This is a genomic window from Pedobacter roseus, assembly GCF_014395225.1.
Taxonomy (GTDB): domain Bacteria; phylum Bacteroidota; class Bacteroidia; order Sphingobacteriales; family Sphingobacteriaceae; genus Pedobacter; species Pedobacter roseus.
In genome coordinates this window covers 5026949-5052925 of record NZ_CP060723.1, presented here as the reverse complement: position 1 = coordinate 5052925, position 25977 = coordinate 5026949, and the positions used below count along the sequence as shown (strand labels likewise).

Annotated in this window: 23 protein-coding genes; 15 read left to right on the top strand and 8 right to left on the bottom strand. The window is 41.4% G+C overall.

The genetic code is table 11. The annotated features are described in order from the left end of the window. Nucleotides 1-754 precede the first annotated feature (754 nt). The 12 genes from H9L23_RS20770 to H9L23_RS20715 all read left to right on the top strand — a co-directional run bounded on the left by H9L23_RS20770 (nucleotide 755) and on the right by H9L23_RS20715 (nucleotide 12436). A complete protein-coding gene (locus tag H9L23_RS20770) occupies nucleotides 755-1087 on the top strand; it encodes a YegP family protein (protein ID WP_187592119.1) in 333 nt (110 codons plus the stop codon). Between the two features lie 11 nt (nucleotides 1088-1098). After that, nucleotides 1099-2163, top strand: a complete 1065-nt coding sequence (locus H9L23_RS20765; protein WP_187592118.1) for a type I restriction endonuclease — start codon at nucleotides 1099-1101, stop codon at nucleotides 2161-2163. Between the two features lie 497 nt (nucleotides 2164-2660). Next, the gene (locus H9L23_RS20760; protein ID WP_187592117.1) at nucleotides 2661-2990 is read left to right on the top strand and encodes a hypothetical protein; all 330 of its coding nucleotides are present in this window, start codon (nucleotides 2661-2663) and stop codon (nucleotides 2988-2990) included. A 516-nt stretch (nucleotides 2991-3506) separates the two neighbouring features. Continuing rightward, nucleotides 3507-3959, top strand: coding sequence for a DUF6804 family protein (locus H9L23_RS20755; protein ID WP_223191001.1), 453 nt, complete (start codon nucleotides 3507-3509; stop codon nucleotides 3957-3959). Nucleotides 3960-3991: 32 nt separating this feature from the next. Beyond that, complete coding sequence (locus H9L23_RS20750) at nucleotides 3992-5323, top strand: beta-carotene 15,15'-monooxygenase (RefSeq protein WP_187592116.1); 1332 nt, start codon at nucleotides 3992-3994, stop codon at nucleotides 5321-5323. Between the two features lie 12 nt (nucleotides 5324-5335). Next, complete coding sequence (locus H9L23_RS20745; RefSeq protein WP_187592115.1) at nucleotides 5336-6181, top strand: hypothetical protein; 846 nt, start codon at nucleotides 5336-5338, stop codon at nucleotides 6179-6181. A gap of 59 nt (nucleotides 6182-6240) precedes the next feature. Next, nucleotides 6241-6453: a hypothetical protein gene (locus tag H9L23_RS20740; protein WP_187592114.1), complete on the top strand. Its 213-nt coding sequence runs from the start codon at nucleotides 6241-6243 to the stop codon at nucleotides 6451-6453. Beyond that, nucleotides 6435-6959 (top strand): thermonuclease family protein, encoded by a 525-nt coding sequence (locus H9L23_RS20735; RefSeq protein ID WP_187592113.1) that lies wholly within the window; start codon nucleotides 6435-6437, stop codon nucleotides 6957-6959. Before H9L23_RS20740 ends, H9L23_RS20735 begins: the two co-directional genes overlap by 19 nt. Before the next feature lie 246 nt (nucleotides 6960-7205). Beyond that, nucleotides 7206-8027, top strand: a complete 822-nt coding sequence (locus H9L23_RS20730; protein WP_187592112.1) for a hypothetical protein — start codon at nucleotides 7206-7208, stop codon at nucleotides 8025-8027. Beyond that, nucleotides 8020-8466 carry a hypothetical protein gene (locus H9L23_RS20725; protein WP_187592111.1) on the top strand — a complete coding sequence of 149 codons (447 nt, stop codon included), beginning with the start codon at nucleotides 8020-8022 and terminating at the stop codon, nucleotides 8464-8466. Before H9L23_RS20730 ends, H9L23_RS20725 begins: the two co-directional genes overlap by 8 nt. Before the next feature lie 24 nt (nucleotides 8467-8490). After that, complete coding sequence (locus tag H9L23_RS20720; protein WP_187592110.1) at nucleotides 8491-9282, top strand: hypothetical protein; 792 nt, start codon at nucleotides 8491-8493, stop codon at nucleotides 9280-9282. 1 nt (nucleotide 9283) lies between these two features. After that, complete coding sequence (locus tag H9L23_RS20715) at nucleotides 9284-12436, top strand: DEAD/DEAH box helicase (RefSeq protein ID WP_187592109.1); 3153 nt, start codon at nucleotides 9284-9286, stop codon at nucleotides 12434-12436. A 183-nt stretch (nucleotides 12437-12619) separates the two neighbouring features. On the opposite strand, the gene H9L23_RS20710 is transcribed toward H9L23_RS20715, so the two are convergent. Further along, entirely contained in the window at nucleotides 12620-13642 is a 1023-nt protein-coding gene (locus tag H9L23_RS20710) for an MrcB family domain-containing protein (protein WP_187592108.1), read from the bottom strand. Nucleotides 13643-13864: 222 nt separating this feature from the next. Here H9L23_RS20710 and H9L23_RS27140 point away from each other — a divergent pair, with 222 nt between their 5' ends. The 3 genes from H9L23_RS27140 to H9L23_RS20695 all read left to right on the top strand — a co-directional run bounded on the left by H9L23_RS27140 (nucleotide 13865) and on the right by H9L23_RS20695 (nucleotide 15902). Beyond that, a complete protein-coding gene (locus H9L23_RS27140; RefSeq protein WP_187595543.1) occupies nucleotides 13865-14008 on the top strand; it encodes a YegP family protein in 144 nt (47 codons plus the stop codon). Nucleotides 14009-14574: 566 nt separating this feature from the next. After that, on the top strand, nucleotides 14575-14853 hold the full coding sequence (locus tag H9L23_RS20700) for a helix-turn-helix domain-containing protein (RefSeq protein WP_025142201.1): 279 nt from the start codon (nucleotides 14575-14577) through the stop codon (nucleotides 14851-14853). A gap of 404 nt (nucleotides 14854-15257) precedes the next feature. After that, on the top strand, nucleotides 15258-15902 hold the full coding sequence (locus H9L23_RS20695) for a DUF6266 family protein (protein WP_187592107.1): 645 nt from the start codon (nucleotides 15258-15260) through the stop codon (nucleotides 15900-15902). Between the two features lie 880 nt (nucleotides 15903-16782). Here the strand turns inward: H9L23_RS20695 and H9L23_RS20690 are convergent. Genes H9L23_RS20690 through H9L23_RS20660 form a run of 7 tightly spaced genes read right to left on the bottom strand, consistent with a single transcriptional unit; the run spans nucleotide 16783 to nucleotide 25953 of the window. Further along, nucleotides 16783-17493, bottom strand: a complete 711-nt coding sequence (locus H9L23_RS20690) for an OmpA family protein (RefSeq protein WP_187592106.1) — start codon at nucleotides 17491-17493, stop codon at nucleotides 16783-16785. A gap of 11 nt (nucleotides 17494-17504) precedes the next feature. Then, nucleotides 17505-18158, bottom strand: coding sequence for a TerD family protein (locus H9L23_RS20685; protein ID WP_187592105.1), 654 nt, complete (start codon nucleotides 18156-18158; stop codon nucleotides 17505-17507). Continuing rightward, on the bottom strand, nucleotides 18158-18724 hold the full coding sequence (locus H9L23_RS20680; protein ID WP_187592104.1) for a TerD family protein: 567 nt from the start codon (nucleotides 18722-18724) through the stop codon (nucleotides 18158-18160). The genes H9L23_RS20685 and H9L23_RS20680 overlap by 1 nt, the downstream gene beginning before the upstream one ends. A 27-nt stretch (nucleotides 18725-18751) precedes the next feature. Continuing rightward, nucleotides 18752-20038 (bottom strand): hypothetical protein, encoded by a 1287-nt coding sequence (locus H9L23_RS20675; RefSeq protein WP_187592103.1) that lies wholly within the window; start codon nucleotides 20036-20038, stop codon nucleotides 18752-18754. After that, nucleotides 20038-23946 (bottom strand): hypothetical protein, encoded by a 3909-nt coding sequence (locus H9L23_RS20670; RefSeq protein WP_187592102.1) that lies wholly within the window; start codon nucleotides 23944-23946, stop codon nucleotides 20038-20040. Before H9L23_RS20670 ends, H9L23_RS20675 begins: the two co-directional genes overlap by 1 nt. A 6-nt stretch (nucleotides 23947-23952) precedes the next feature. Beyond that, nucleotides 23953-25596, bottom strand: a complete 1644-nt coding sequence (locus tag H9L23_RS20665) for a hypothetical protein (RefSeq protein WP_187592101.1) — start codon at nucleotides 25594-25596, stop codon at nucleotides 23953-23955. A gap of 18 nt (nucleotides 25597-25614) precedes the next feature. Next, nucleotides 25615-25953 (bottom strand): hypothetical protein, encoded by a 339-nt coding sequence (locus tag H9L23_RS20660; protein WP_025142192.1) that lies wholly within the window; start codon nucleotides 25951-25953, stop codon nucleotides 25615-25617. Nucleotides 25954-25977 lie beyond the last annotated feature (24 nt).

Here is a 25977-nt window from a genome sequence, read left to right as displayed (position 1 = left end):
GTTCAACAAGCGCTGTGCTCTCCGTGCCCTTCTCTGTGGTTCTCTGTGGTTAAAAAGCGCTTGTCATCATGAGGGATAATTTATTGCATAAAAATCGATATTGATGACAGAAAAATCCTAGCGCAATGATAAGCCGCCAAAAGTCGTCATTGCGAGAAGGCTTTTTCAGCCGACGAAGCAATCTTACAACGATCGCTACCTCGCGTGCGCATTAAGATTAGCTTCGCTGAGCACTTCGTGGTTCCAGCCTGCGCGGGAATGACGAACGCGCTATTGAAGTCTGTCAATGGTAGCATGGTGTCGAAGGATCTTTTTCGATGCAAAGTGAATCTTAGCCATTTAACAAGCGCTGTGCGCTCCGTGCCCTTCTCTGTGGTTCTCTGTGGTTAAAAAAAGGCGCTTGCCATCCTGAGGGATAATTTATTTTATATAAATCAATATGAATGACAGATGGATAAGAAGCTGAATGCGCTCAAAGCATCGTCATTTCAAACGCAGTGGAGAAATCTTTTAAATTTGATTTCGATAACTTGATAAATAGATCTCTCCATTTCGCTGCGCTACAGTCGAGATGACGACTTTTCTCTTGGATTCTGTCAATGATAGTGGAGTCAAAGGATCTGTGGTAAATAGGGCTAGTGTTTGGATCAGTTAACCAATTTCAACAATTAACCAGTTAACCCTCGCACTACGGTTTCCCGTAAGGATCCACTACATTCCTCCCATACTTTTGAGCTGCTAAAAAAACTTAACTATGGGAAAATTTATCATTACCAAAAGAACAAACGGCGAATACCAGTTTAACCTTGAAGCATCAAACGGCAGGGTTATCCTCACCAGCGAAGGGTACACGGCAAAAGCATCTTGCCATAAAGGAATTGAATCGGTTAAAACCAATGCCCCAACCGATACCAGGTACGATAGAAAAACCGCCAAAAACGGTTCATGCTATTTCAACCTTAAAGCTGCAAATGGCGAAGTTATCGGGACCAGCCAGATGTACAGCACTGCCGAAACGCGTGATAATGGCATCGAATCGGTTAAGGAGAACGCGCCGAAGGCATCAGTAACAGATGAAACCATTTAATGCAAAAAGTTATGGATCTTAAATTAAAGTTAGAGCAGCTTCATCAGCGTGTGGTCGGATTAAAAGATCAGATCAATACCGAAGAAGCCACCAAAAATGCATTTGTAATGCCTTTTATCCAAATTCTTGGCTATGATATTTTTAACCCAACAGAGGTGATTCCTGAACACATCTGCGATATCGGCACCAAAAAAGGAGAGAAAGTAGATTACGTGATCCGTAAAAACAACGAACCCATCCTCATTTTCGAGTGTAAACACTGGAAAGAAAGTGCCGATGCCCATAATTCGCAGTTGCACCGCTATTACCATGTTTCGAAGGCCAGGTTTGGTGTATTAACCAACGGTACGGTTTATAACTTTTACGCCGATCTGGAAAAGCCAAATATTATGGATGAGAAACCTTTCCTCACCATCGATATTGAAGACCTGAAAGATAATGCCATTAAAATCCTCGAAAGTTTTACCAAAAACGAATATAATTTAGAAACGATCCTCGATTCGGCCGAAGGTTTAAAATACATCAAAGCCATCAGGAAAGAATTTGAAAAAGAAATCGATACCCCTTCCGATGAAATGGTGAAATTACTGGTGAACCGGTTTTTCGACAAACCCCTCACCGCAAACCGGATGGTCGCTTTTAAAGAATACGCCAAAAAAGCCCTGGCCATTTCCATCAACGAATCAATCAGCGACCGTTTAAAATCAGCCCTGAACATCAATGAGAAAATCGAGAAAAAGGATGAAGGTAAAGTGATTCATGTGATCGAAGATCCTGAGGCTTCAAAAATTGTAACCACTGAGGAAGAACTGGAAGCTTTCCAGATTGTAAAAGCAATATTGCGCGAAAAGATTCCTTCCGCTCGCATTGCCGCCCGCGATACCCAATCTTACTTTGGGGTATTACTGGATGACAATAACCGCAAACCCATCTGCAGGTTCCATTTTAATACCGCCAATAAATACCTCGAAACTTTTCAGAACGGAAAAGATGCGGGTGAGAAAAAACAGTTGTTTAGCCTTGATGAGCTCTACAATTATAGGGATCAGCTCCATCAAACCATAGCGAACTATTAATTAACCGCTCCACTCTCACAAAAATGCAGGGGTTGCTTTTTGATCTGTTTTGGGAACAGACAGGGCAACCTCTCATTTTAAATACGAAAAATCCTCGGCGATTTGTCACCCTGAGGGATAATTTTTTTTATAAAAAGCAATATGAATGCCAGAAGAATCTTCGCGCAATGATAAGCGCCAAATTCGTCATTGCGAGAAGGCTTTTTCAGCCGACGAAGCAATCTTTCTGGCAAGGATCGCCAGCAGGAAAGATTGCTTCGTCGTTCCTCCTCGCAATGACGACTCTTGTTATTTATTCTGTCAATGGTAGCGGAGTCGAAGGATCTTTCACGATAGGAATGAATTATAGCGATTTAAACCCTCTGTGTTCTCAGTGTCTTATCTCAGTGGATCTCGGTGGTTAAAAAGAGCGCTTGTCATCCTGATCGGATGAAGCCGAAGGATTACCCTAAGGTTAGCCGTAAGGAATCCGTTTTTAGCCTGAATACCTTAGCGCTATGAAAAACCTCATCATACTGCTGTTACTCACCTCCGCGATAGCCACCGCACGTGCACAGAAAGTTTTAACCTACCAGTTAATGGAACCTGGTTTTAACAACAAAGTAATTAATGGAACCATCAGCGAAGTTTATACCACCAAACGTTATGGAAAAACTTTCTGGTGGGTATGCATCGGGAAAGATACCATTATCCACGTATGGCCCAGGCACCTCGATACGGCCACCATGAAACCCGGCATTACCCGAACATTTATATCTATTAAACGCCTCGATAACAACTGGTGGAAGAAAGAAAAATCAGAAGATTATATTAAGCCGAAGGAATAATTTATTTCATAAAAATCGATATGATTAAGGTATAATTTGTTTTTGTGCCTCACGGCACGGTCCTGCCTCGGCTCGCCGCCGCCGAAGGGCTCCTTCTTTTTGGCGTCAAAAAGAACCAAAAAACGCCGGCTGAAAATTTTTTTCAAAGGCAATGCATGGCTAGTTCTGTGACTGCCGAAAAATTTGTTAGGCCGGAATTAAGTAGAACGGGGATACGGTGTTATGGCCTAACTGGGTGGAAATGCATATAGTTTATAAAGCCTTTAACAGGTTATGCAAATAATAACATCAATTGCAGGAAAGCCGAGAACCACGTAGTGCTCAGCGAAGCTAAATCTATCTAAGATAGATCTCTCCATTCCACTGCGTTCCAGTCGAGATGACGACTTGTTTTATTAATTCTGTCTCTGGTATTCTATTTTCTTAATCGCATTAATGGTAGTTTCTCGTTTTACGGGTTCCCGTAAGGAAAGCCCTCTTAATCAGGGTACTTTTGAATCATTAAACAACAATAAAATGATCACGAAGGATCCGGTTAAACCATCAGTTGCGAAAAAAGATCAGCACAATAGCGGTGTAATGCTGCCAAGGCTCGTAGGTGCCATCTGTGCCATTGCCTGTTTTGTTGCCATATTAAGATTGCCGATAGGGTATTACACTTTTCTCCGTACCATCATTTCATTAGGGGCATTAGTATTCATTTACAGCTGGATCAAACAAAAAAACTACGCTTTAACAGTCGTTTTTATACTCATACTCATTCTTTTTAATCCCCTGTTCCCCATTTACCTTCATCGGAAAAGCATCTGGATCCCACTTGATATCATCACCGGACTATTGTTTTTAATCATTGCCTTTTATAAGAAAAGTGAACCTGCAAAACAAGAAGAAAAAGCGGCTGAAATTTTACCCGTTCAAAAAACATACTCCAGAGACCGGATTGTTTCGGCAAAAAGAGAAATACAATAATCACATCATAAATCAAACTAAAACTTAATGTTATGATTGCCCAAATAGAAGAATTTTTTAACCCAAAAACAGCCGATCCGCCTCAGGATGAAAATGTGGAGATTAAGGAGCCTGTTACCGAAGAAACCGAGGAAGTAAGAAAAAGAACTTACCACGAAGCGGGTTTCAGAGACGGATCTAGAAACAGTGGTAGCCCGCTAGCGCTTTCGATATGTTTGAACGCCATTTACGCCAGGTTCCAAAACGAAGAAAAAGAACTGGTAGAAAAGCAGCAGCTGGCTAAAGAACCTTATATCAACGAGCAGAAAAGTAAAGAAACCGAAATCAAAACACTGGTCATCAGTAAAGAAAGTAAGGAACAGCAGATTAACAAGGTGGAAACCGATATCAGGGCGGTAAAAGATAATATTGAAGAGTTAAAATTCGAAATTAACGACCTGCCCCGGAATCCTGAAAAATACCACATCAGCGCTTCAAAAGGTGCTTCAAGCAAATTCTGGATCGGTTTAATCATTCTCATGCCTTTAAGCCTGTATTTATTTACCTTTTACATTTCTACCTCTTATTCTGCCTTTTTTAAACTGTTGGATGCGAATAGTGTCACTGTCGTTATGAACATTCTTGATGCAAAAGCTTTTGAAAAGGCCTGGCATGATGGTTCGCTGGAAGGTTTATTTGTCACCTTTATCCCTTTTGTGTTCCTGGGTTTGGGTTATTTGATCCACATGTTCGGTGAGGTTAAAAGCAGATGGAATTATTTCAAAATCGGAATCCTTTTTATCACATCCCTTTTATTCGATGCTATACTAGCTTACCAGATTGAAGAGAAGATTTATGAACTGAATAAAACTGCGGAAGATGACAAATTTGGAATTTTCGTTGCCTTTGGCAAAATCCAGTTCTGGGGAATCATCTTTGCGGGTTTTGTGGTGTACCTTATCTGGGGCGTAGTGTTCGATTTTATTATGAAAGAACACCGGGAGAAAGACAAAATCAAACACGAACAGCTGCGGAGGAAAAAAGACATTCAGATCCATCAGGATAGGATAAGCGATATTGAAATCCAAAAAGCAAAATTGATAGAAGAGCTTAGCGACATCAAAAAAAGTTCGCTGGAGGCGCAGGGACGTATTATTACATTACAACGGATAATTGATGCCGTAATTATTCCCACGAAGGAGTATGTTTTGTACGCTTCGGAGTATATGAAAGGCTGGATTACGTTCGTGAGTGAAAAGCTTCATATTTCAATGCATGAAAAAATTGTTCTTCAAACTGAATGTATTGCCTGTTACAACGAAAACCTTAAAAGCGTAGGGGCCAGCGAAGATTCGCAAAATTCTGTTTACGTCACTACTTTATAACCACCAGGCATCATGAAGCACACATTACTACACATATTACTGCCGCTCTTAATTACAGCTGCTTTTGTGAAAGAGGGTAAAGCCCAGCAACCAAAACAGAACCTCAACATCAGCTTTTTACTGGATTTATCGGATCGGATAGATCCTAAAAAGAATCCCGGGATTTACCAGCGCGATCTGCAATATATAAAATCAGTACAAAAAGCATTTACTAACCATGTAAGGGGAAAAAAGATGCTCCTGTTAAAAGACCAGATGCAGGTTTTCTTTAATCCCCTGCCCAATATCCCCAATATTAATCAGCTTAGTGAACAGTTAAAAGTCGATTTTAACCCCAAAACCAGTAAAAAGGATTTTCTGAGTATAGATAAGGTTTATGCCGATAATCCTGCTAAAATTTACCAGAGCGCTATTAGAGACCATAATTATGTTGGTTCCGATATCTGGAGGTTTTTTAAAAGCAATGTACAGCTGTATTGCATTAAACCAGCCCATCGGAATATTTTAGTAATACTAACCGATGGTTACATGTATCATAAAGCCAGTATTATGCAGGTAGGAGGCAAAAGTTCTTACATCACCCCAGAGTTTCTGAGTTTTAAAAAGCTCACAACTGCAGATTACCAAAGTATTATGAAGAAAAATAACCTTGGGTTTATTGCTTTTCCTTATAATTTAAAAGAACTTGAAATTATTGTTTTAGGTATTAACCCATCTGTTAATAACCCTTACGAAGAAGATGTGATCAAACAGTATTGGAGCGATTGGTTTAAAGCAATGAAAGTGAAGAAATTTGATTTACTAACAAATGATCTGCCGGCTGCATTAGGCCCTGTTATACAGCGGATTATTGAATAGCTAAATTATTATTATTACAATTAAATATCCATTTATTTTTCTCAAATCATCCCCTCATCATGAAAACACTCTCCTTACTCATCTTCTTCTTTGCTAACATGATTACCTGCAAAGAAAGTACAACCGTATATATCTGCAACAGTCCCGGCGCTAAAAAATACCACAACACTTCCGATTGTCGTGGTTTAAGTAACTGTACTTATAAAATTGTAAAAGTGGATATCGAAAAAGCCAAAAAAGACGGCAAAACATTATGCGGCTGGGAAAAGTAAGCCTGCTGCTGTTGTTGCTCACGCTTCAGTCTTGCTTTATCCAGCCAGCTGGAAATAAAGACATCAATTATAGTAATCTGGTTTTTACAGCCAGAGTCATCCGGATTTTAGATGGCGATACCATGGAGGTATTATATCAGGACCAGCCCATTAAAATCCGTTTGGCACATATCGATTGTCCTGAGAAACGTGGCCACCAGCCTTTTGGTGCCAAAGCCAAACAAGCCCTTTCCGACCTGTGTTTCGGGCAAATGGTAACCGTTCAGGGCCAAAAATACGACCGTTATAAAAGATTGATCGCCGTAGTAATTAACGATAAAAAACAAGTAATTAATCAGGAAATGGTTAAACTGGGTATGGCCTGGCATTTTAAAAAATATTCAAGCGATCCGCTGTATGCGCAGTTGGAAATTACCGCAAGGAAAAATAAAGTAGGTTTATGGCAAGAGGCTGATGCGGTAGCACCATGGGAGTGGCGTGGAACAAAGCACAGCTTGGCAAAGTAAGTTTGTAAACTTCAGCTCCATCCATCTAGATGATGCTAGGGAAAGTTTTATTTAAATAACTATCTGATTAATAGTGTTTTGGAAGGCGTAGGCCCGATTCGCTAACTTTAAAGTGGCCCGTTCTGTCTTTATATCTTGGCGTAGATTTGGGTACCCACAGCAACCAATACGATAAGAGGTATCAATATTCACTTGGTTTTGGTAAAATTCACTAAATAGTTTAGATTAGCATAAATTGCCGCACTCATGTTAAAGTTTCAAAAGTTAATTGACAGATCCTATTTCAGGGTCGATGATCCCGACCATCCCTTCGCATATTCCGGACCCGATATTTTGCTCTCCGATGCCGGACAACTGACGGGACTTTTTATTCCAACGCCTGAGGAGCAGAATTCCAGTAACAAGTTGTTGTTGCGGCTAATGAATGCCAAAATTGCATATCCCGCAACCACGGTCATGACCCTCGTCTTGGAGCCCGATACGAAGCTGGAGTACAAGGGGCAATTTGACAGGGATTTCTTCGACTTAGTTGTTGAACCAGGTGATCTAAAAAAGCTGAAATCCATCTTAAGGGAAACAAAGCCATCCCATAGCCTGAAAGAATTCAAGCACACTCAAAAACAGCTCTATGTGCGCCAGTCTAATGTCCAGATCAATAACTTGAATTATATCGCAAAGGTAGAGTTTAGTCAGAAAAGGGTAACTCCCTTTGCCGAGGAAGAAAGGCTCTCCTATTATAACTATCTGGAGCAAAAGACAGAAAAAGTGAGGTCCAATATTTACTACTTTGAGGAATCTCTAGTAGGTTTCAAAAAACTCACGACGCGGCCTGACCTGGTAGAATTAGCCCCATATTATGACTTTGTGCTCAGGTCTGAACTGTATATGCAGGATAAAATTCCTGTTTTTAAGGAAAGGTTTATGCCCAAATGTCTAAGTCTCAATGAACTTCCAACCAGTAAATCCGATCCCTCGAAACCCATGAGGCTAGCGAGCCTTTTCGGATGGCTCATCGGCAATATCAATACTAGAAGAGAATTACAGTTTAGACTAGGTATCTATGAGTGATCAGAAAAGCAGAATCAATACCATTGTGGCTTTGTTGAACTCGAATCCCAACTTATCAAACGGTAATCTAAACAAGGTTAAGGCCGAGCTTCGCCAAGTGATCGATGTACATTCCATAACGCCAACAAGAAGAAGAAACCTGATGAAAGTTCTGCATTCAACCATGGCACTGGATTGCACTCTGAATGCTTTTGTCTCCTTTCACCACATAAAAAACAACGCCAATTCCATTGGACAGTATCTGGTGCAACTGACCAATCATAATTTACAACATTTAGCTACATTATCTCCGTCTGAGCGTTCGAGATATCAGCATTCAATAGCAAGATTGAGAAATATGCATCTACATACAGCCGACAGTTATCCTGCCAATGAACAGGAAGTCAACACTATTATTGCCGAAATGCAGACTCTCATCTCAAGACTGGCAACCCTATAAGCATTATTAACCAATCATCAAGCAATGCCTGTCAAACTTATCCATATCGATTATTCACCACTTCACAATGAGGTAGAACTGGAAGTGGAAAACGAGGCCTTGCTCGCCCAGCACGTCGCTTATCTGATGCTCGGAAATCATCTGCACGTTCAGCAGATCCTAGCCTCTAAAGCAGGTTTCGTGCCGCCGAACAATGATACCGCTATCGACCTGGCGATCACTCGCCTGAACTGGGCCACTGATGAGGACCGATACAAAAGAGACGGATGGGTGTATCAAATGATCAATTGGATCGCCATAAACCGTGAAAATGTAGGAAAGAAATTTTTTGTTCAGCTACCCCATGACGCGCCGGCCCAGCATGGCATAGATGGTGTGGCAGTAATCCTAAAGGATGATGATGAACTCGAGCATATCATTATATCAGAAGATAAATACACCAGTAATCCAAGGGAAACAGTAAGACTGTTGGTCTGGCCCGACTTCAAAGAATTTGAAAAGGGGACCCGTAACAATCAACTGGTGGGTAGGGTGACTTATATGCTGCAGCATCTTGACCGTGATAAGCTTTTGTCCACGATCAGCGCAGACATTTACAGAAACGAAATCCGAAAATACCGAGTAGCGATAACGCCTGACAGAGTAACCAATAAGCCGCTGTGGCGCCGCAAATTATTCAAAGACTATGAACTTACGGTAACGGGGAACGATGTGCAACGCAGAAATAGCCTCACTTTCTATCAGGCTGACATCCGTCAGTGGATGGAGGATTTCTGTCCCCAGGTTTCCGCTTTTCTCCTAACGCTAAAAAGTTGACATGTACAATTCTATAACTGAAGAAAATATCAGGTCCATCCCAAGGGTGGGTAACATAGATATCTCCAGGTTGCCCCAGGAGCTAACTAAAATTTATGCAGAAATCATTTCTGTAAGGAATAATTTATCCCTGATAAATCAAACAGACGGTTCATTTTTGGAAAGCACTAATATGCTTCGGACTCTGGCGAATAATTTAGAAACACTTGTAGTCAATGTCCCGGAAATTGAAAGCAAAAGGGCGGTAGCATTCGTCGCTGCCACGGCAAGATATTTATTGCTGCAGATCCGTGATTACACCGATTTGGACGCCAGCGTCACGGAATTCGATCGGGACCAGATTCCTGAAGCGATTTCCTCTATGGTACTGTTCCTTATCGGAAACAGTCCGGCCGATGCAGCAGAGGTCTCACGGTTTGCGATGCAGGCGTCCATCCATGATGACATAGCCTCTGTTCTGATGAAGGCAATTATACATCTGGCCAAGGGTGAAATGCAACATATTGTAAACCTGACCGTTTCCCAGAAGGCCTACGGTGCGGACGATCTGGAGCAGGAAGCAATAGACTATCTCTGGGAATGCCTGCTTGATGGGGTAAAAGATCTGGCAAGAGAACTCTTGGAGCCCGAATATGTGAATGATAATACTGCTTTTTTTGAAAAGGTGATCCAGCTGGCCGTGTTTATACCGGGTTATCGGGAATTGTACAACAATGACAGTTTATATGCCGGACCATATCATTTGGCAAAACTTCTAAATATTCTGAGCAATGATCTTTTACTCAGGGGTATAGTGAAAGTTCCTCCGCCGATTGACACCGATCCGGAACTCTGGACTGCATTTCTTGCCCGAATTGCAGGAGAAAGACCCTATTTATGGGAGAACCACTTCGATGCAGTAAAAACCAATTTTCTCAATCCAGGTTGTTCAGCGGTACTGACCTTTCCAACCGGTGCGGGCAAAAGTACCCTTGCTGAACTGAAAATCGCATCGACTCTGCTCGCTGGGAAGCGCATTATTTATCTGGTGCCCACCCATGCGCTCGAAGATCAGGCTAACAGTAACCTATTGAGAATATTTGAGGGACTTATCCCAGAGAATCTCATGGAATTTGATCTTGAATATACAGATGTTGAGGAGGGCCAGTTACCGAAAATCGCCGTCATGACACCTGAAAAATGTTTGACACTTATTAGCGTGAACGCCGACGATTTTGAAGATGTAGGCCTGGTCATTTTTGATGAATTCCATCTTCTGCACGGGCGCGAGGAAAAAAAGGATAGAAGAAGCATTGATGCCATGTTCTGTTTGCTGAGGCTTTTTGCCGAAGCTCCGCAGGCGGACTACCTGCTAATATCTGCAATGGTGGAGAACGGACCGGAAATCGCAAGATGGGTCGCCTCTGTTACAGGCAGAGAGTGTGTGGTATTCGACTCCTCATGGAAACCGACCCGTCAGCTGCACAGTTGTTTGATGTACCAAGAAAAGGAACTTTCTGAACTTCATGCATTTCTGAAGAAGTCCCAGAAGGAAAGTACCAATGCCAGCCCAGGTGCGATTGTTAAAAGAGCTTTAACAGCGAGCCCCTTCACATTTTTCAGTCTGAGAAATAAATGGGACTCAAAATCTAGTGAAGATTATTATATTAACAGCATTTTAGCCAACAAGATCTCCTTGAGCGCAAATGCTCAATGGAACTTAACAAGCAACCGCAATGAAGTAGCCGCAGAATTTGCGGTCTATTTTGCTGGTCAGGGGATCAAGACTCTGGTATTTGTGGATGATCCGAAAATTGCAAAAAGTACCTCCAGAAAGATATCGGCGAAGCTGGCGGATGCGCCATTTATAGTATCCGATCTGAGAAACCGTTATCCCCAGCTTTTTGAGGCTCTGGAATCGGAACTGGGGGATATCGGCTTTTCCTTCATCTCCAGCGGTAGGACAGCTGTGCACCATGGTAATCTGTTACCCATTGAGCGCAGACTCAATGAGATCTATTTTAAACGTCCGGACGGAATCAATGTTGTTGTCGCAACCGCAACATTAGCACAGGGAATTAACCTTCCAGCTGAAGTTGTGATCATGGCCGGAGATGACCGTTTTGACGAAGATTCGGGATACCGCGAAACGATCGACCCCCAGGAAATCCTCAACGCGGCAGGACGTGCGGGCAGGGCGGGATCATCCGCTCAGGGCATGGTACTGCTTATACCCGGGCAGATTGTTCAGTTCAAGGAAAATACCCTTTCCTCCAAATGGTGGGAGCTCAGGGAAAAGGTATTCTCCAACAGTGACCAGTGTTTGGTTATCAGCGATCCCTTGACCGGCCTTTTGGATAAGCTGGCCACAAGCAGTCAGGAGTTAAGTGCAGAACAGAAAAATGTTATATTCAGGCTTAGCCTGGTCCCGGATACAGAAACCTCGATCAATACAATATTTCAAAAGTCCTTTGGCCGATACAAGGCAATACAAGCAAACCAGGAGCAATCCTATGATCAAAAGGTTCAGCGGCTGGTCGAGATTAAAACAGAAATCGAAGGCGAGGTAATGAACAAAGACTGGGTCCGTCGCGTGAGTTTAAAAATGGGACTCGAGCCACAATTTGTGATCCAGATTGGTAATTTTGTAGACGATACCGGAATAGATGTGTTAGCGGAATTTTCCCTGGAAGAAATCATTGTTCTGGTAATGAACTGGCTCTGTGAAGAGCAGGGGCGTATATTTCGGTTTTTTACAGGTACTGCCATTTATGGGCAACTGGCAAAAGCGCTCGATATTCCGGTCACGCATGCCGATCAGGAAAAAATTTTTGAAAAGCTTACCGCTATAGAGCCTATTTTACTGGCTTATATTCAAGGTGAAAATTATGTTTCCATACAGAACTTGATCACCTCAAGGGCAGAGGACAATCTAGACAGGGCACGCAACTTTTGCCTCAAACTTGTTCCAAATATCAGCTTTATTTTTGGAGTGATAGCGCTGGTGATCAGAGAGCAGACAATTGACAATGAGGGTTCTGCAAAGGATATCCCGTATATATTGCGTGCACTGGCAAGCTTAATTCGGGAAGGACTCAATTCAGAGCAAAAACTTAGGCATAAAGTCCAATATCCCTATCTATTAAGAACCCAGATACATGAACTATTCCTGTGAAATATTGGGAGCGCTAAAAGTAGCCACTGGTTTTCAGCTATCGTGGCCATCTCTTTGGCCTAAATTGGTCACTAGATTTCGCTTTAAAGTGACCACTTGGTTCATTTTAAGCGTCTGAAAACAAGATTGAAGGCAATATAGGTGTTAGTATATATAGATTCTAGTATGAAATTTTTAATAAACTTAAAACCGATATTGCTTTCTATGGTAGGCTAAATATTCCTGCTGCTTTTTATTGAAACTTCCGACATTGGTCTCTTGAAGATTCCAATTTTTAAAAATATCTTTTGCCTCATCCTTGATTAGAACTTCACCGTTATCACTAAAGCTTATAAAACCTTTATCAAAAAGTTTATCAACATGAGGGCTTAAAAGTAGGCCGTTATTTCCATCAAGTTTTTCTGTATCGTTCGATTTGCTCCAGGGTTTGATGTGACTAGCAATTAAGAAAGCGATATCAGAAGTCCCTGTGATTCTACAACTTTTCTCAATGCTAACAACACTTTTTCTGAATTTGCCTTGGCCTAATCTGGCGTCGATTAGTCTTTGCTTTTGTGTTGGGGTTCTCTCAGAATTATTAATTTCCTCTACTACATCTTTTTCTTCTTGGGCGGTAGAGGTTAAATTTTTAGTGGCTACCAGTTCGGAGTATATGGATAACATGAGTTTTAAGTCCCTAACCAATTCATCTTCTTGAGGAACATTAGCGAAGCTATAAAATTTAGAAATGATATTTCCAGCCTCGTAGTCTCCTGGCAAATGGCTTTTGGTGTTTTTTCCCTTTCTTAAATCAATATTTTCTGAGGAAAATAATTGAGCGTCATAATTTATTTGCGTTCTTAAAGAATCTGCACGCTTTTTCAAAACATTTCTATAACCCTTTTTAATCTCTTGTTTGACTCTTGTAACGCCTTGATTTAGTGTTAAATAAAAGCCGGTCATATCTTCTCTAAATATATAAACAGGATAATATCCATCTTGGGTGCTTTTAGTTACAAGTACATCGAGTATGGCAACCCAAGGGCAGGCAACCCAACGGCTTTGGCCAGCAGAACCTTTGAAAATATATTTGTCTGACTCTTCAATAATATCTTTTATTGATTTCCGAAAACTATTTCGTAATAAATCAGCTATTGGATGGTCTGTAAAATTTCCTTGGGATGCAGGAATATAATGTTCTAGAACATTAATGAAAAATGAACGCATGATAAAATAGGGATGAGGGATGATTTAAATTTTTATTCTGAAGAGCTAAAGGCTTAATATTAAACTTATGTTTCTATAATTGCGGGATTATGGTAATTAGGCAATGGTGCCGTACTATGGTTTTGCAATCCCAAGGTATGTATCTTTTTCCGAATAATATAAGGTATCCCGTAAAGATGCGGTTGGCAATTTTACCTTTAATTTAAAGCGACCAATCACGAGATCATCGGCTGGAGCGAGAACTATACTACTGCCGCTAACAGTGAAAATAGCATTGATGGCATTAAACGCAATACCCCCCGATGCTTAATTGGCAGATCTCTCTTCATAAAAATGCGGTTTAATTATTTTGTTAAACCGCTGTAAATGAATGTATCCTCCTTCAAAAAATGAACCATTCCTGTTGTTGAAAAATAAATCTTTTGTAACCTTTAGCCTAACATACTTTGCGAAACTTCCTGTCGTTATACAAAATATACAGCGTCGTTTATTTTGCTGTTTAATACTAATTAAACTTACATTGATGGAAAAACGAATTCAGGTTTTTATCCCATCCCTAACAGTTAAATCATCCCGATATGTGCATGCGCTCTCAGTTGATGCACGCTGCAGGCGCCCGCAAAAGGTGCCATGCATCAGGTATTGTATTGGCCTGATCGGCCTGAGCCGGGGCTATCCATAAGCCCACGCCGAACCACAATTTACACATACCACACACATAATGATAATTAACCCGAATTAGCTGATGATTAAATACCGGTTGATTTTTGTTTACAGACAAAATCCAATTATAAATAACCATTTTAATGAGATTTTAGCGGTTTCAAAACGATTGGTTTAACTTCAGCACAGGAACGACTGAAACATTTTTAGAACCTGAATGTCCCTAAAAGTTTAGCAGAATGTTTTCATGTTTTTTAAACACTATATACATGAAAGATTATGAAGCGCTTGTACAGATTTTGTACAATATTTATCTCGTACTGAATAAAGAAAACCGGCCTTTTACCTTTATCGATCTCTTTGGCAGCCCCAACGAGCAGCTTACCCGCCAGCAGGTAAAAGATTACCTTAAAATAAGCGAAAGCACTTACAAACGCAAGGTAAAAGATGGCACTTTAAAACCCATAAAATTACCGGGCGGCGACCGTTTTTACCTGAAAGACCTGTTGGCCGCTTATTTAGAAAGCCAAAGAAAAGGACGCATTTAGGTACTGATCCTGTACCTGTTTTTTAAGTTTTGCAGGTACCAGGTTAAGCCCATGTTTACCTTTTCTGTACCTGTTCTCTACCCTTTGCTTACCTGTTCTTTACCTTTTGTTTACCCCGGCATTACCTGTTGTTTACTCAAAAGGTAAAGCCGGGGTCTTTTTATGCCTGCAATAGGGTTAGGCGCTACAGCAGCTGTCTGCTACCGTGGGATAATGATGCCTGTAAGTAAGGTTTTAAGGGTTCATTTTGGCTCAAACTTACCCATAATGGGTTCAATTTGGCCCATTAAAGTCTAAAATAATACATCATGAAAGGCTGTAGCTAAGTTTGGGTATGGATTTAAAACTCCTGATAAAAAGGAGGATCCTTAATTAAACATCTTTTCACTTAAAAAAAACTGATCATGGCAACGTATTCAAAAGGCGCCAATGGCGCATTCTCAGGTAAAGTAGGCAGTATTGTGGGTAGCAACTGGCGTGGGGTAGATTATCTTAAAAGTCTGCCGAAAAAAAGCAATAAGCAAAGTTCCGACCTTCAGCTGGCACAACGGCGCAAATTTGCCCTCGCCCCAATTTACCTCAGCCCAATTAAAGACATTTTAAATATTGGTTTCAAAGATAAACAGCTCAATAAAACCACGGGTTACAACGCTGCGGTAAAGATTTTTTTAAACAATGCAATTGTTGGCGATTATCCTGATTTTACAATCGATTTTTCGCAGATCGTACTCAGTAAAGGTTCGCTCTCGGTTTTCCATGGTTTAAGTGCTGTTTTACAGGGAACCGATATTGTGCTTAGCTGGCAGAGCATCTCGAATCGTTACAATGCTTTCGACGATGATATGCTGATGGTGGTATTGTTTAACGATACCAAAAAAATGTACCTCGTATACGAAGATGCGCAACGGGCAGCTTTAACCTACACGGCAATTGTAGGTAATACCGCTGCAGGCGATGTGTTTTATGCCTGGGCCTTTGCTGTTAAGCGCGAAAACAATGTGGTCTCTAACAGTCAATACCTGGGCAGTTTTACCATGCCGCAGGCATAATCATTAAACCCTGCCTAACTGGCGATTATACCCGGTTGGAGCAGGGTTTATTAAATTTTTGTTTTTCTCGAGCTACACTTTCCTCACTGCCGTTTTTAATACCGAAAGGAGAAAAAGGATCAGAAATACGACGATCACAGGCGCAAAAACTTCTAACCAGCCTATCCGCCCGAAAATGATTTTGATGATAAAGAGGATGCTGCTAAAAAGCATCGGATTAAAATTTCTTTAAAACCTCTTTGTTTTGTTTTCTTAGTTCTTCTTTTTGTCATTAATTCTTTTTAATAATTAACTCATAACTTGAGTCTGATTAATCTTTATGAGTTTTAATATGTTTTAGCTTCTTTTTCCTAATGCGATTGTCATCCTGTCCCGAATGTTCCTATCGTGTGGACACATTTTTTAAGCACTATATACGGCACTATGCTAGCTTGCTTTGAAATAACACAGCCCTTACCCAAGTACGCCCGTCAATCCCAAGGGCCAGGAAAATCAAAAAAACAGGCGTACAGCAGTACAAATGGCACTAACAAACCTAAAACGCAGTGGTTTTGTGTTTCATGTTTGCAAAGACTTTTCACCCGGCCCTACCAAACAAACCCCGAAGGGCTCAATCAGACAAAGAAATCACACTAAATGCCTGATTAAACAAAGTGCCACTGTTTTTTTGATGTGTATGGGGATTGTGTAAAAGGCCCATTGCTGGATTGACAAAGCATTTTTGCATACTTTTGATGCCTCAAAAGTTTGATGCCTTGCGGCATAGGAGCAAATAATCTAATCTAAATATTTGTGTCCACACGATAAGAATAGGTGAAGTCACTCATAGACAAAGCTAACAGAATACACCTTAAGGGCATATTATTAATTCAATTCAGATTTATAAAAAGGTAATTTCAACACGCCTGTTCCTTTTCCTCCCACTAACAGTATGATTTGAAGCAACCGGATTTTCAATACCCTTTCCTGCGGTACTTATCCGGTTTGCTTCAATATTTAATACCGTTAAATGATTTTTGAATGCATCGGCCCTTGCCTGCGAGATCTGCTGATTTAGGGCTATCGGACCATCGCTGCTGGCATAACCATCAATATGAACGGATGCTGTAGGGTTTTTGATTAAATAAGCGACAATGTATTTAATTAAAGTTTTGTTGCTGCTTGCAAAAGATGATGAACCCTGAACGAATGTTACCGGCACACTATGGTTTAAAGCTTTGAGCGCTTCATCTGGTGATTTGGCAGGGGCTGCATCAACACTGGTTTTACTGATCGAATCTTCTTGTATCTCCGTTGATTTTACCTTTGCTACAGCAGTGGTATCCATACCGCTAACTTTTTCTTTTGCTGGTGTAGCAGGTACAACAACCGAAGCCGGATCGGAAGAAACGTTTGGTGCAGGTATTTTTGCTGCAGGATCTGTTTTGCCTGATGCATAATACCAGAAACCGCCGGCAACAACCAGTATCCCTAATAAACCGATTAACCAGCCGCTCGATCGGCCAGCGGGTTTTTCGACCTCTCCTTTTGAAAGATCAAATTTGGAGGACTCTCTTTGGAAGCCATCATTTTTATTTAAATCGAATGCCATAATTTTATTTTTTAGGTGTACATATCAACTAAAGTTTGCAAACTGCCCGTATGTGCCCTGCCCATGGCTTCAAACTCCCAGCTTTCGCCAACACGGAACAAACGTCCAAATTCTACCGCATCTTCATTGGTATATTTGTCTTTCAGGTCGTAACGCAGTATTTCAGCGCCATTGCTTTCGTCCACAATCCTGATGTAGCAGTCGTTCACTTTTCCAAAATTCAGGTCTAATGTTCTCCGGTCTTTTTTATTGTCGTGAGGATATTTACAGATCGTACAGCATATAATAATCTGTTCGATTTTATCGCTGACTTTGGATAAATCGATAAACATATCTTCATCATCGTCGCCATCACTTCTGCTCCCGTCCGGATCATCAATGGCGCCGATAATTGCCCCGTCTTCCGTAAATGGCCTAAAGAGGCCTTTCTCTACCTTATCCTCAATTTTATTACCCATACGGATTTGCCCGTAAAAGGTAAAGTACGAATCAGAAGGGATTTTGAAATCGCCACCAATCGAAAATGCCGAAACATCGAGGTCGAACTCCGGACCGCCGGGTTCTTCGTTAGGATCCCAGCCCATTCCTATTTTTACAACGGTTAATCCAGGCGCTGCCTTGGATAGAGAGAACCTGTCTCCCTTATTTAAATTAAAACTGCTCATTATTGATATAATTCTATTAGTGTATTTAAACCGCCTGAAAAGGCCTGGCCAAGGGCTTCTACATTCCATGCGCCCCCGTTTCTGGAGATGGAAGCAATCATCAGGGAATCTTCATTGGTAAATTCCTCTTTGAGCAGGTATTGGCATAAAACTGATTTATCGGCATTATTCCTGATATTGATATAGGAGTTTTGAACATGGCCAAAATGGTGACCCCTTTCTTCACTCTGATCAATGGTTACGGCGAAATAAAGGAACTCCACTTTCGGATCTATTTTGGATAAATCGATATGGATTACCTCATCATCTCCATCGCCTTCGCCACCCCTGCTATCGCCCGGGTAATGGGTAGAACCATCAGGGCTCGTGTTGTTGTTGTAAAAAATAAAGTATTCATCAGCAAGGAGTTTGCCGTTTTCGCCCAGCATAAATACGGAGAGGTCGAGATCTACCGGGTGCCCGTTTACAACAGCGGTATCCCAGCCCAGCCCTGCAATGAGGTGATTTAAGCCCGGTTCTTCCCCGATCAGGGAAACGGGTTTTCTTTTTTCTATTTGTATAGCCATTTTGTTAAGTTTTAGATTTTATACGCGCTAACTTTTTTTGGGAGGTAAAGGCGGTGGTTTTACCGGATTGTTTTTAGTATTTGGTGTTGCTTTTATTTCGGGTAACCTGGGGATGTTTACCGGTTTTGGAACATCGCTTTGCTTTTTGGGTGGTAACGGCGGAGGCAGTTTTGGTGTTGGAAGGGCTGGCCGCGGCAGTACCGGAGGCGCAGTGGGTACTTTTGCTTTAACGCTATAACCGGCATTGGCAATGGCCTCAAAAATAGCCAGCATGGTATCTTTAACATCAACAGGCTGCAATGCGATAACATGATGATACTTTTTAAGCAGTTTATCAGAAAAATACGGGGTGCTGATTTCTTCTGACCCAAGCAGGATCATTACGCCATCGGCCTGTAAATTGTTAGCCCTCAGCAGATCGTCTGTTGCGGCAAAAATCATCCCGTCATTGGCATAATATTGCAGCCTGTCATTCAGGTTTCTTTCCCTAACATTAAACCAATACTGGTTTCCATCAGATAGTTCAGCTTCGCCTTTAATAATCGGACTGATGTTTTGGAGTAAAGCCGCGCAGAACGGTAACAGGAAAGCGATTTCGGTATCTTTATTAATCGACAGATAAGAATTTTGCAGGATGATATATTCTACAATCATATCGGCCAAAATTTTTACCCTGGGGTCGGCACCCTGACCTGGCAGTTTGGCCGATCCAATCGGTTCGGCTTTTACACCTTTGTAAAGGTTCAAATAAAGTACATCATCAATGCCATTCATGAATAAAATAGCCTTGTTGTTTGATAAAATCTGCTTTTGGGTAAGTATATTAAAAAGGGTATGGTGATATCCAATGCGGTCTAAATTAAAATAGCCAGCCTCCTGAAACAGATTTTCAATCAGCGATTTCTCATTGGCTTCAATATCATCCTCAAATAAAAAACGCAGAGGGAACTGCTGCCTGTACGATTCGATAGAATCGGATTTATATAATACGGTGTTTAAAAAGTGCGATAAATATTGTTCAACACCATAATAAAAGAGCTGTTTAACCGGTTTTTTGTTGCCATATATACTAAAATGTTTTGTCGGATCTTTTACAATTTCAAAATAGTTACCATAAGCATACGGATCGTTTTTGTAAAAGCGTTCCCTGGCGGCGGCACCAAAAATAAAATCGTTGCCATTTACATAAAAGTATAAGGGAATCTCGTTCGATTCCCTCATTTTTAATGGGGCATAAGGGTTACTGTCTGATTGATACCAGAAAGTAACCGTCCGCTTCGATATTTTTGCCAATACACAGAATCCCATCGCCATTATTGTTTTTGAATGCCCTTAAGCAGGTGTTTTTCGAAGAATTTCATCCCTTCCAGAATGATAATCGGCGCTACATAATCGAAATCTTTCTGATCATCGTGTTTCCGCTTTTGCGCTTTAATAAAATCCGGCTCTCCTTTGATGTAGTTCTCGATGTTCATATCCTGAAAACCGGCCATAAAATCTGTCGCATTCATTTTTAAACCGAACATGCTGGATGATACCTTGTAAAACAGATCCGCAAAATCCATAAATCTTGGGCAGTGCGGTTTGCCTTCCTGTGGCAGGCAGATAAAATGATTGCCAATGTGCTCCAGCATTTCGGGTGTAATGGAATTGGTTGATTCGAGGTATTTAAATTCGCCATTTGGCGTAACCACACAGAAATTATCTTCGCCCAGAATCTCAATGGCCTGTTTGTTGGTCGGCACCAGAATGCTGGTGATATTGGTTGGAATGGCCAAACCTTTCGATACTTCGTATTTAACATCGGCATTGTCTGTTCCCCGTTGCGAATTGATATCGATTATTTTTAACGGACTGGTGGTAATCGGACTAATGGTTTGTTTGGCCACTGCTTCTCCGCCCATCCCCCTGATAAACATCTGTGTATAATAATCATCGGCTGCGGCCGGATTTACTGCGGTAAACCAATCGAATATCCTGGCTCCTTTGCCTGCAAATGCAATTTTTATTTTAGGGGGAATGGCTTTAACCGCTGGTGGTGCATCTTCTGATTTTACAATTTCATTCCGCAGTTTATAAGCCAGCTGACCTGCGTAAAACATAATCAGGCCGGTAACGTAAAGGTTAATGCTCATCATTTCCTTACATTCGGCAGCGATCAAAAGATAAAAAGTTTCAAAATCTGAAGCTTCTAAACGGTCAACAACCTGTTCGAAATAATAGGGTGCGGTATTTTCGTTAAACTTAGGTGTGCCGGAATTTAGTCCCTGAATGGATATTTTTTTCTTTTCGCAGATCCTGAGCAGCACGTTTTTAAAGTTGGGCGAAAATTTAGTGGCCTGTGCTACACGTTCAGCCGCAAAACGGATGGAGTTCTGTTTAATCATTGCCTTTCCACCTTCCATTTGGCACAATGCGGTAATATCTGTTGTACTGCCACCAATGTCGAAACAAAGCACCAGTTCTCCGGGATTAATGGAGTAACCCCCATTTGGGCGCACCAGGTAATTGGCTACAGCGCAGGCTTCGGATAAGGATTCTTCGTTGCTTAATTTTTTGAAATCGAACCTTACCGGACCAGTTTCGGTTTTGATATCTACCGCTGTAAGTGTTCTTTTAGCCTCATTTCCCCATCCTGTTGCAACAGCCTCTTGCGGTTGTTCGCCCCAGGCGCTATTGCTGGTACCTGTTGAACCCCATGCTGGTGTTGTGGCGGCAGGTGCTGAAGCCTGGCTGCCCCAGCCACCCGATTGAGTTGCGGGAGCCCCCCAGCTGCTGCTGCCTGATGTATCGCCGATATCAGAAAGATCGGAAGGAGGGAAGGTTTTTAATTTAACCTGGCTTTCAATCGGTGATATTTCTTTAAGCGAATCCCAAATACCCCTGTATTCACTTAATAATTCTTTACCCATTGATGAAGGGTACGACCATTTTAAGGTGTGCGGCTCATGTCCTTCAATAAATAACTGTGCATACACATGAAGCAGTAAGGTACTTAAATAGGCGGTTTTGTAACTCTTGTCAATCTGCTGGGTAGACCATTTCATATTGTACACCAGCTCGGCCCTGCCAATGCGGTTATAACCTAAAATGTAGCGGTTGTTTTCTGCATTTTCGATCGGTAGGTTTTTTTCAAAACAGGGGAAACCACCCTTTACGGCCTGGGCCATTAAGGAGTTAACCTGGATGTTGCCATCGTTCACAACCCTTCTCGAATCGTGGATGGTTAATACAGATTTGATGGAATTGGTGAGGATTTCGTCGTTCTGAAAAAAGAAAATTTCATCTTCCACCGCAGGCCGTTCGTCATTGTTTTTGCTGTCGCTGGCCAGCAATGATACCCTTTTGTTGGTGAGTTTCAGGTTTTCGCAAACCTCGTTCCGCTGATCGGAAAAATAAGCGATAGAAGAATTTGTACTGCCAAAATCAACACCTAAAAAGGCCGGCGACAATGTCCTTGGCGCGTTTAACATATTCACCGGTAAAGCCTGCGTATTGCCCGAGCCATCGTAACGGATAATTCCAAAACCACAATCAACCCCTGCATGTGCAAACTTTACACCTTTAAAAGGTTTATTGCTTTCGTATATCTCGTATTTGTATTTATTGTCGGCCACCGCATTATTGGATGCGATATGCAACTGCGCTTTAATATTGCCGTATTTTTCGGAGATTACCGCTGCCTTTCCATTATTGGCCAGGTATAAAGGAATACCCTTTTCATCCAGTACGATCCTGAAAAAATCGTCGTCCACATTTCCGATAAATGGCGTGGCCTGGAACTTGGCATCGTTATGCGGTATTTCGGAATACAGAAAATAGCGGTTCCATTGTTTGGAAATAAAATTAGGCCACATTAAAATGTCCTTACCACTGATTGATTCGGAGGTTACTTTATAAATTACCTCTTTAACAATTTCGTTCCCAGTTTCGGTATATAATTTTAACTGAACAATCAAACGTTCGCCATCTTTATCCGTGGGGTCGTAAATGGCGCTAATCCGCGATTTTACGTTCGATGATTCTGAAATGCCCACCAATGCATCAAGTGTAGCACCAAAAACATTTAGCGCCAATGGTGTTAATGGCAAGGTAAAATAAGCGTAACTATTCAGCTGTCCTTTGGTTTCGGCCGCCAGTAGCAATATGGGTTTGGTTTTCAGGAAATTACGGGTTTCCATGCCATCCCTGCCAAAATCGATCTGTGCAATTTCGGTCGTATCCGGAAGCAGTAAATCTTTCGGATCGAACAGGATACTTCCTTCTTTCGATTCGTTGTAGATAATCCCCTCCGAGCCGAATAATGCTGTAGAATAGTTAAAAAGAAGGCTAAAAGGATAATTGAACAGGGAGCCCACTTCGGGTGGGGTAGATTTATCGAGTTTAGGGTATCCCTTTGCCTGCTGATAAATAACCATATCATTCATCCAGGCCTGGATACAGGTAGAAATATTGCCATATTCGGGCCTGATTAGCTCTTCTACACCGGCATAATTTAACCTGAATCTTTCAATATTATCCAGGATGTGTTTGGCGTAACCATAAAGGGTGAAAAGTTCCTGCGGATTAATTTCCGATTGTAAAGGATCGATAAATTTTCCATTCTGTACGTTGATAAAGGGAAATTTTTCCTTAATCTGATAGGATACTGAAGTAAAAACAAAACTATCAGGAGAGGTTCCGCCGATAACATTGCCTTTAAAAGAAATGACATCAATAAAGGGTATTCTATCTGCATTATTGGCCAAAGATTGATCGCACCATAAAGGTTTACGCTCAAATAACATATTGCCAAATGCGCCCGTAGGTTCGTATAGGTTTGCAGTTGTACTTAAATGCCCGCCGTCTGAATAAGATAGATGGATTCTATTTGCTTCTATATCTTTATAGTTTAAAGCTATACAGCTGATCAAGCCTTTCCATTCGCTGATCAGGGATTTATAGAATAACATCAAACCTGAGGCTTCGGCGTCTTTATCGCGGATATTATCTATAGCATTTTTGAATAAATTGGCCCGGGCAAATACAGAAGGTATGCCAGATACAATTGTTCCGATATTTACAGCAGAATTACCGTCCTGATCTACAGCGATTTCGGGTATCAGGATGTTTTTGGTAAATACTTCAAGCTGGGGGATTTTATCCCAGGCAAATTCGACACCGTTCGGCTCTGTTTTGGGATGAACTTTTATGGCCAGTGCTTTGATTCTTTTATCTAACATGGTGCTTTAGTTTATATCGAAATTTTGTGAAATGGTAAGTGCGTTAAAAATGTGCGCGAGGAATTTCTCTTTGGTGGTATTTACTTTCTGCTCCTCTTTTGGGTTGGTGTTGATCAGTTTTTCAACAAAAAGATCATAACGGTCTCTGAAAAGGCCTCCTTTACTCCAATGGTGTTTTTCATCCAGGAAAATGGTGCCGACATCCAGTTTTTTTAGTTCAGTAGGGTTATCCGGGAATGCCTTGCTATCGAAAAGGAACCTGCCCGGGGCAACGGAATTCCTCACCTGGTAAAGCCAGCCCGGTATAAATTTGGCATCTTTAAAGGTGTAGGCAAAAAGTTTAAAATACTCGTTGATGTCTTTACACTCCGCATCGGTAATGGTACTGTACTGATTGAGTTTTTGGTTTTCGCATTGTTTAATGAAACCTTTTATACCGGCATCATCAAAAGCCCCACCGTTTTTGGTTAAAGAAATGTGCGCCAGCGAGAAAAAAGCACCCAGTTTATTTACAAATATTTCGCCCGATTTATTTTCGTTGCCTATAAAGTCGTCAAAAGAAAAATTGAACGAATTATCTTTAAATTCTACTGCTTTATAGAGGTAATCGGCCTTTGCGCTGTTAAAACCATCATTACGGGTAAAGAAATCGTAAGCGGCACAGGCACATAACAACTCTGTAATGTGGCATGGATTTTTCTGTTCGCTTCCGCCAGTGATGGTCTGATTGGAAACATTGTTGCCATCAATTTTTTTGCTTTCTATGGGCCAGCCGATATGGTAAAGCAGTTTATAACATTTCTGAACGGTAGGGTCGCTTTGGTAAAACTGCAACGCTGCCTGACTGTTTAGTGGAAAAAACGACGAATCGGCGATTACGCTATTGGCTTTGCTGGCTTTCTGTTTATCATCGGGTTTATTAAAAGTGAAATACTCTGTTAATAAGGTAGAGCCAAATTTGGCCTTAGCAAAATCGATACTGGCATTGCCGTTAGAGCGGATTTTTACAAAATCCTGTAGTGCTTTGGGGATTACCGGAATAGATGATGCACCTGTACCACCGAATATAGAACCAAAAATAAAAACCCTGGCATTTGCACCTGCGCCCTCCAGTTTACCCATAAAAGTATCCAGTTCGCGTTCCTGCGATTGTACCGCAGCACCTTTGATGATATTGCGGGCGGCTTCTACTATGCCATGGTACATCAGCATCGAACCTAAGTGGGTTTGTGCCCGGTAGCCATGATCTAAAGCAAATTCCTGTACCGAACTATTGTCTAAAAACAGGTCGGATATTAATTTATTGGCTTTCTGCTGCTCGGGCGAACCTGTGGTAATTTTGGTAATGTTTTTATAAGTTTCTCTTCCAGGACCAGCATAATTGGTGAAAAACCGGTGTAAATTCAGTTTGGCTGAAAAGAAAGTATTTGCATTTGGTGTTCCGCCAACACTGGTGCCGGTTGTTTTGATCCGGTTGTAAAGGCCGATCAGTTCTTCAACCCGTCCTTTGTTCCCGTTATTTTGATCGGTATCGAGCGTGAGGATTTCGATTTCTTGATTGTCGAACATCCCGATTCCACATAAGTGTGTAAAGGCTTCCAAACAGCGCATCCCGGTACCGCCTATGGCGATTACGAATAATTTATCCATTGATGTTTTGATTAGGGATTAAAACCAGTGTCCGATTTTTCCGGTGGCAAATATTTTGCTCATTACAAAACCGATGATGATGTAGAGTATAAAACCGATAGCTGTACCGATACTCAAGGCCGTTACATAATTATTCAATACCATAATATTTGCATCTGGTTTGAATACATAATAACCCAATAGAAAACAGACTGCCGGATTTAAGATGGCTAGTACCCAAAACCAGGTTTTGCGTGCCTGTGGGTCTTTGGGATTACTTCCCCCTTCAAACTTGATGGCGTTTGCAATGATGGCCGATAAAAGAAGAAAGATTAATGCGGTGATGATCGAGATGATGTAAGCTGAAGTTGATTCCATTTTAGAGTTTATTTTTAATGATTT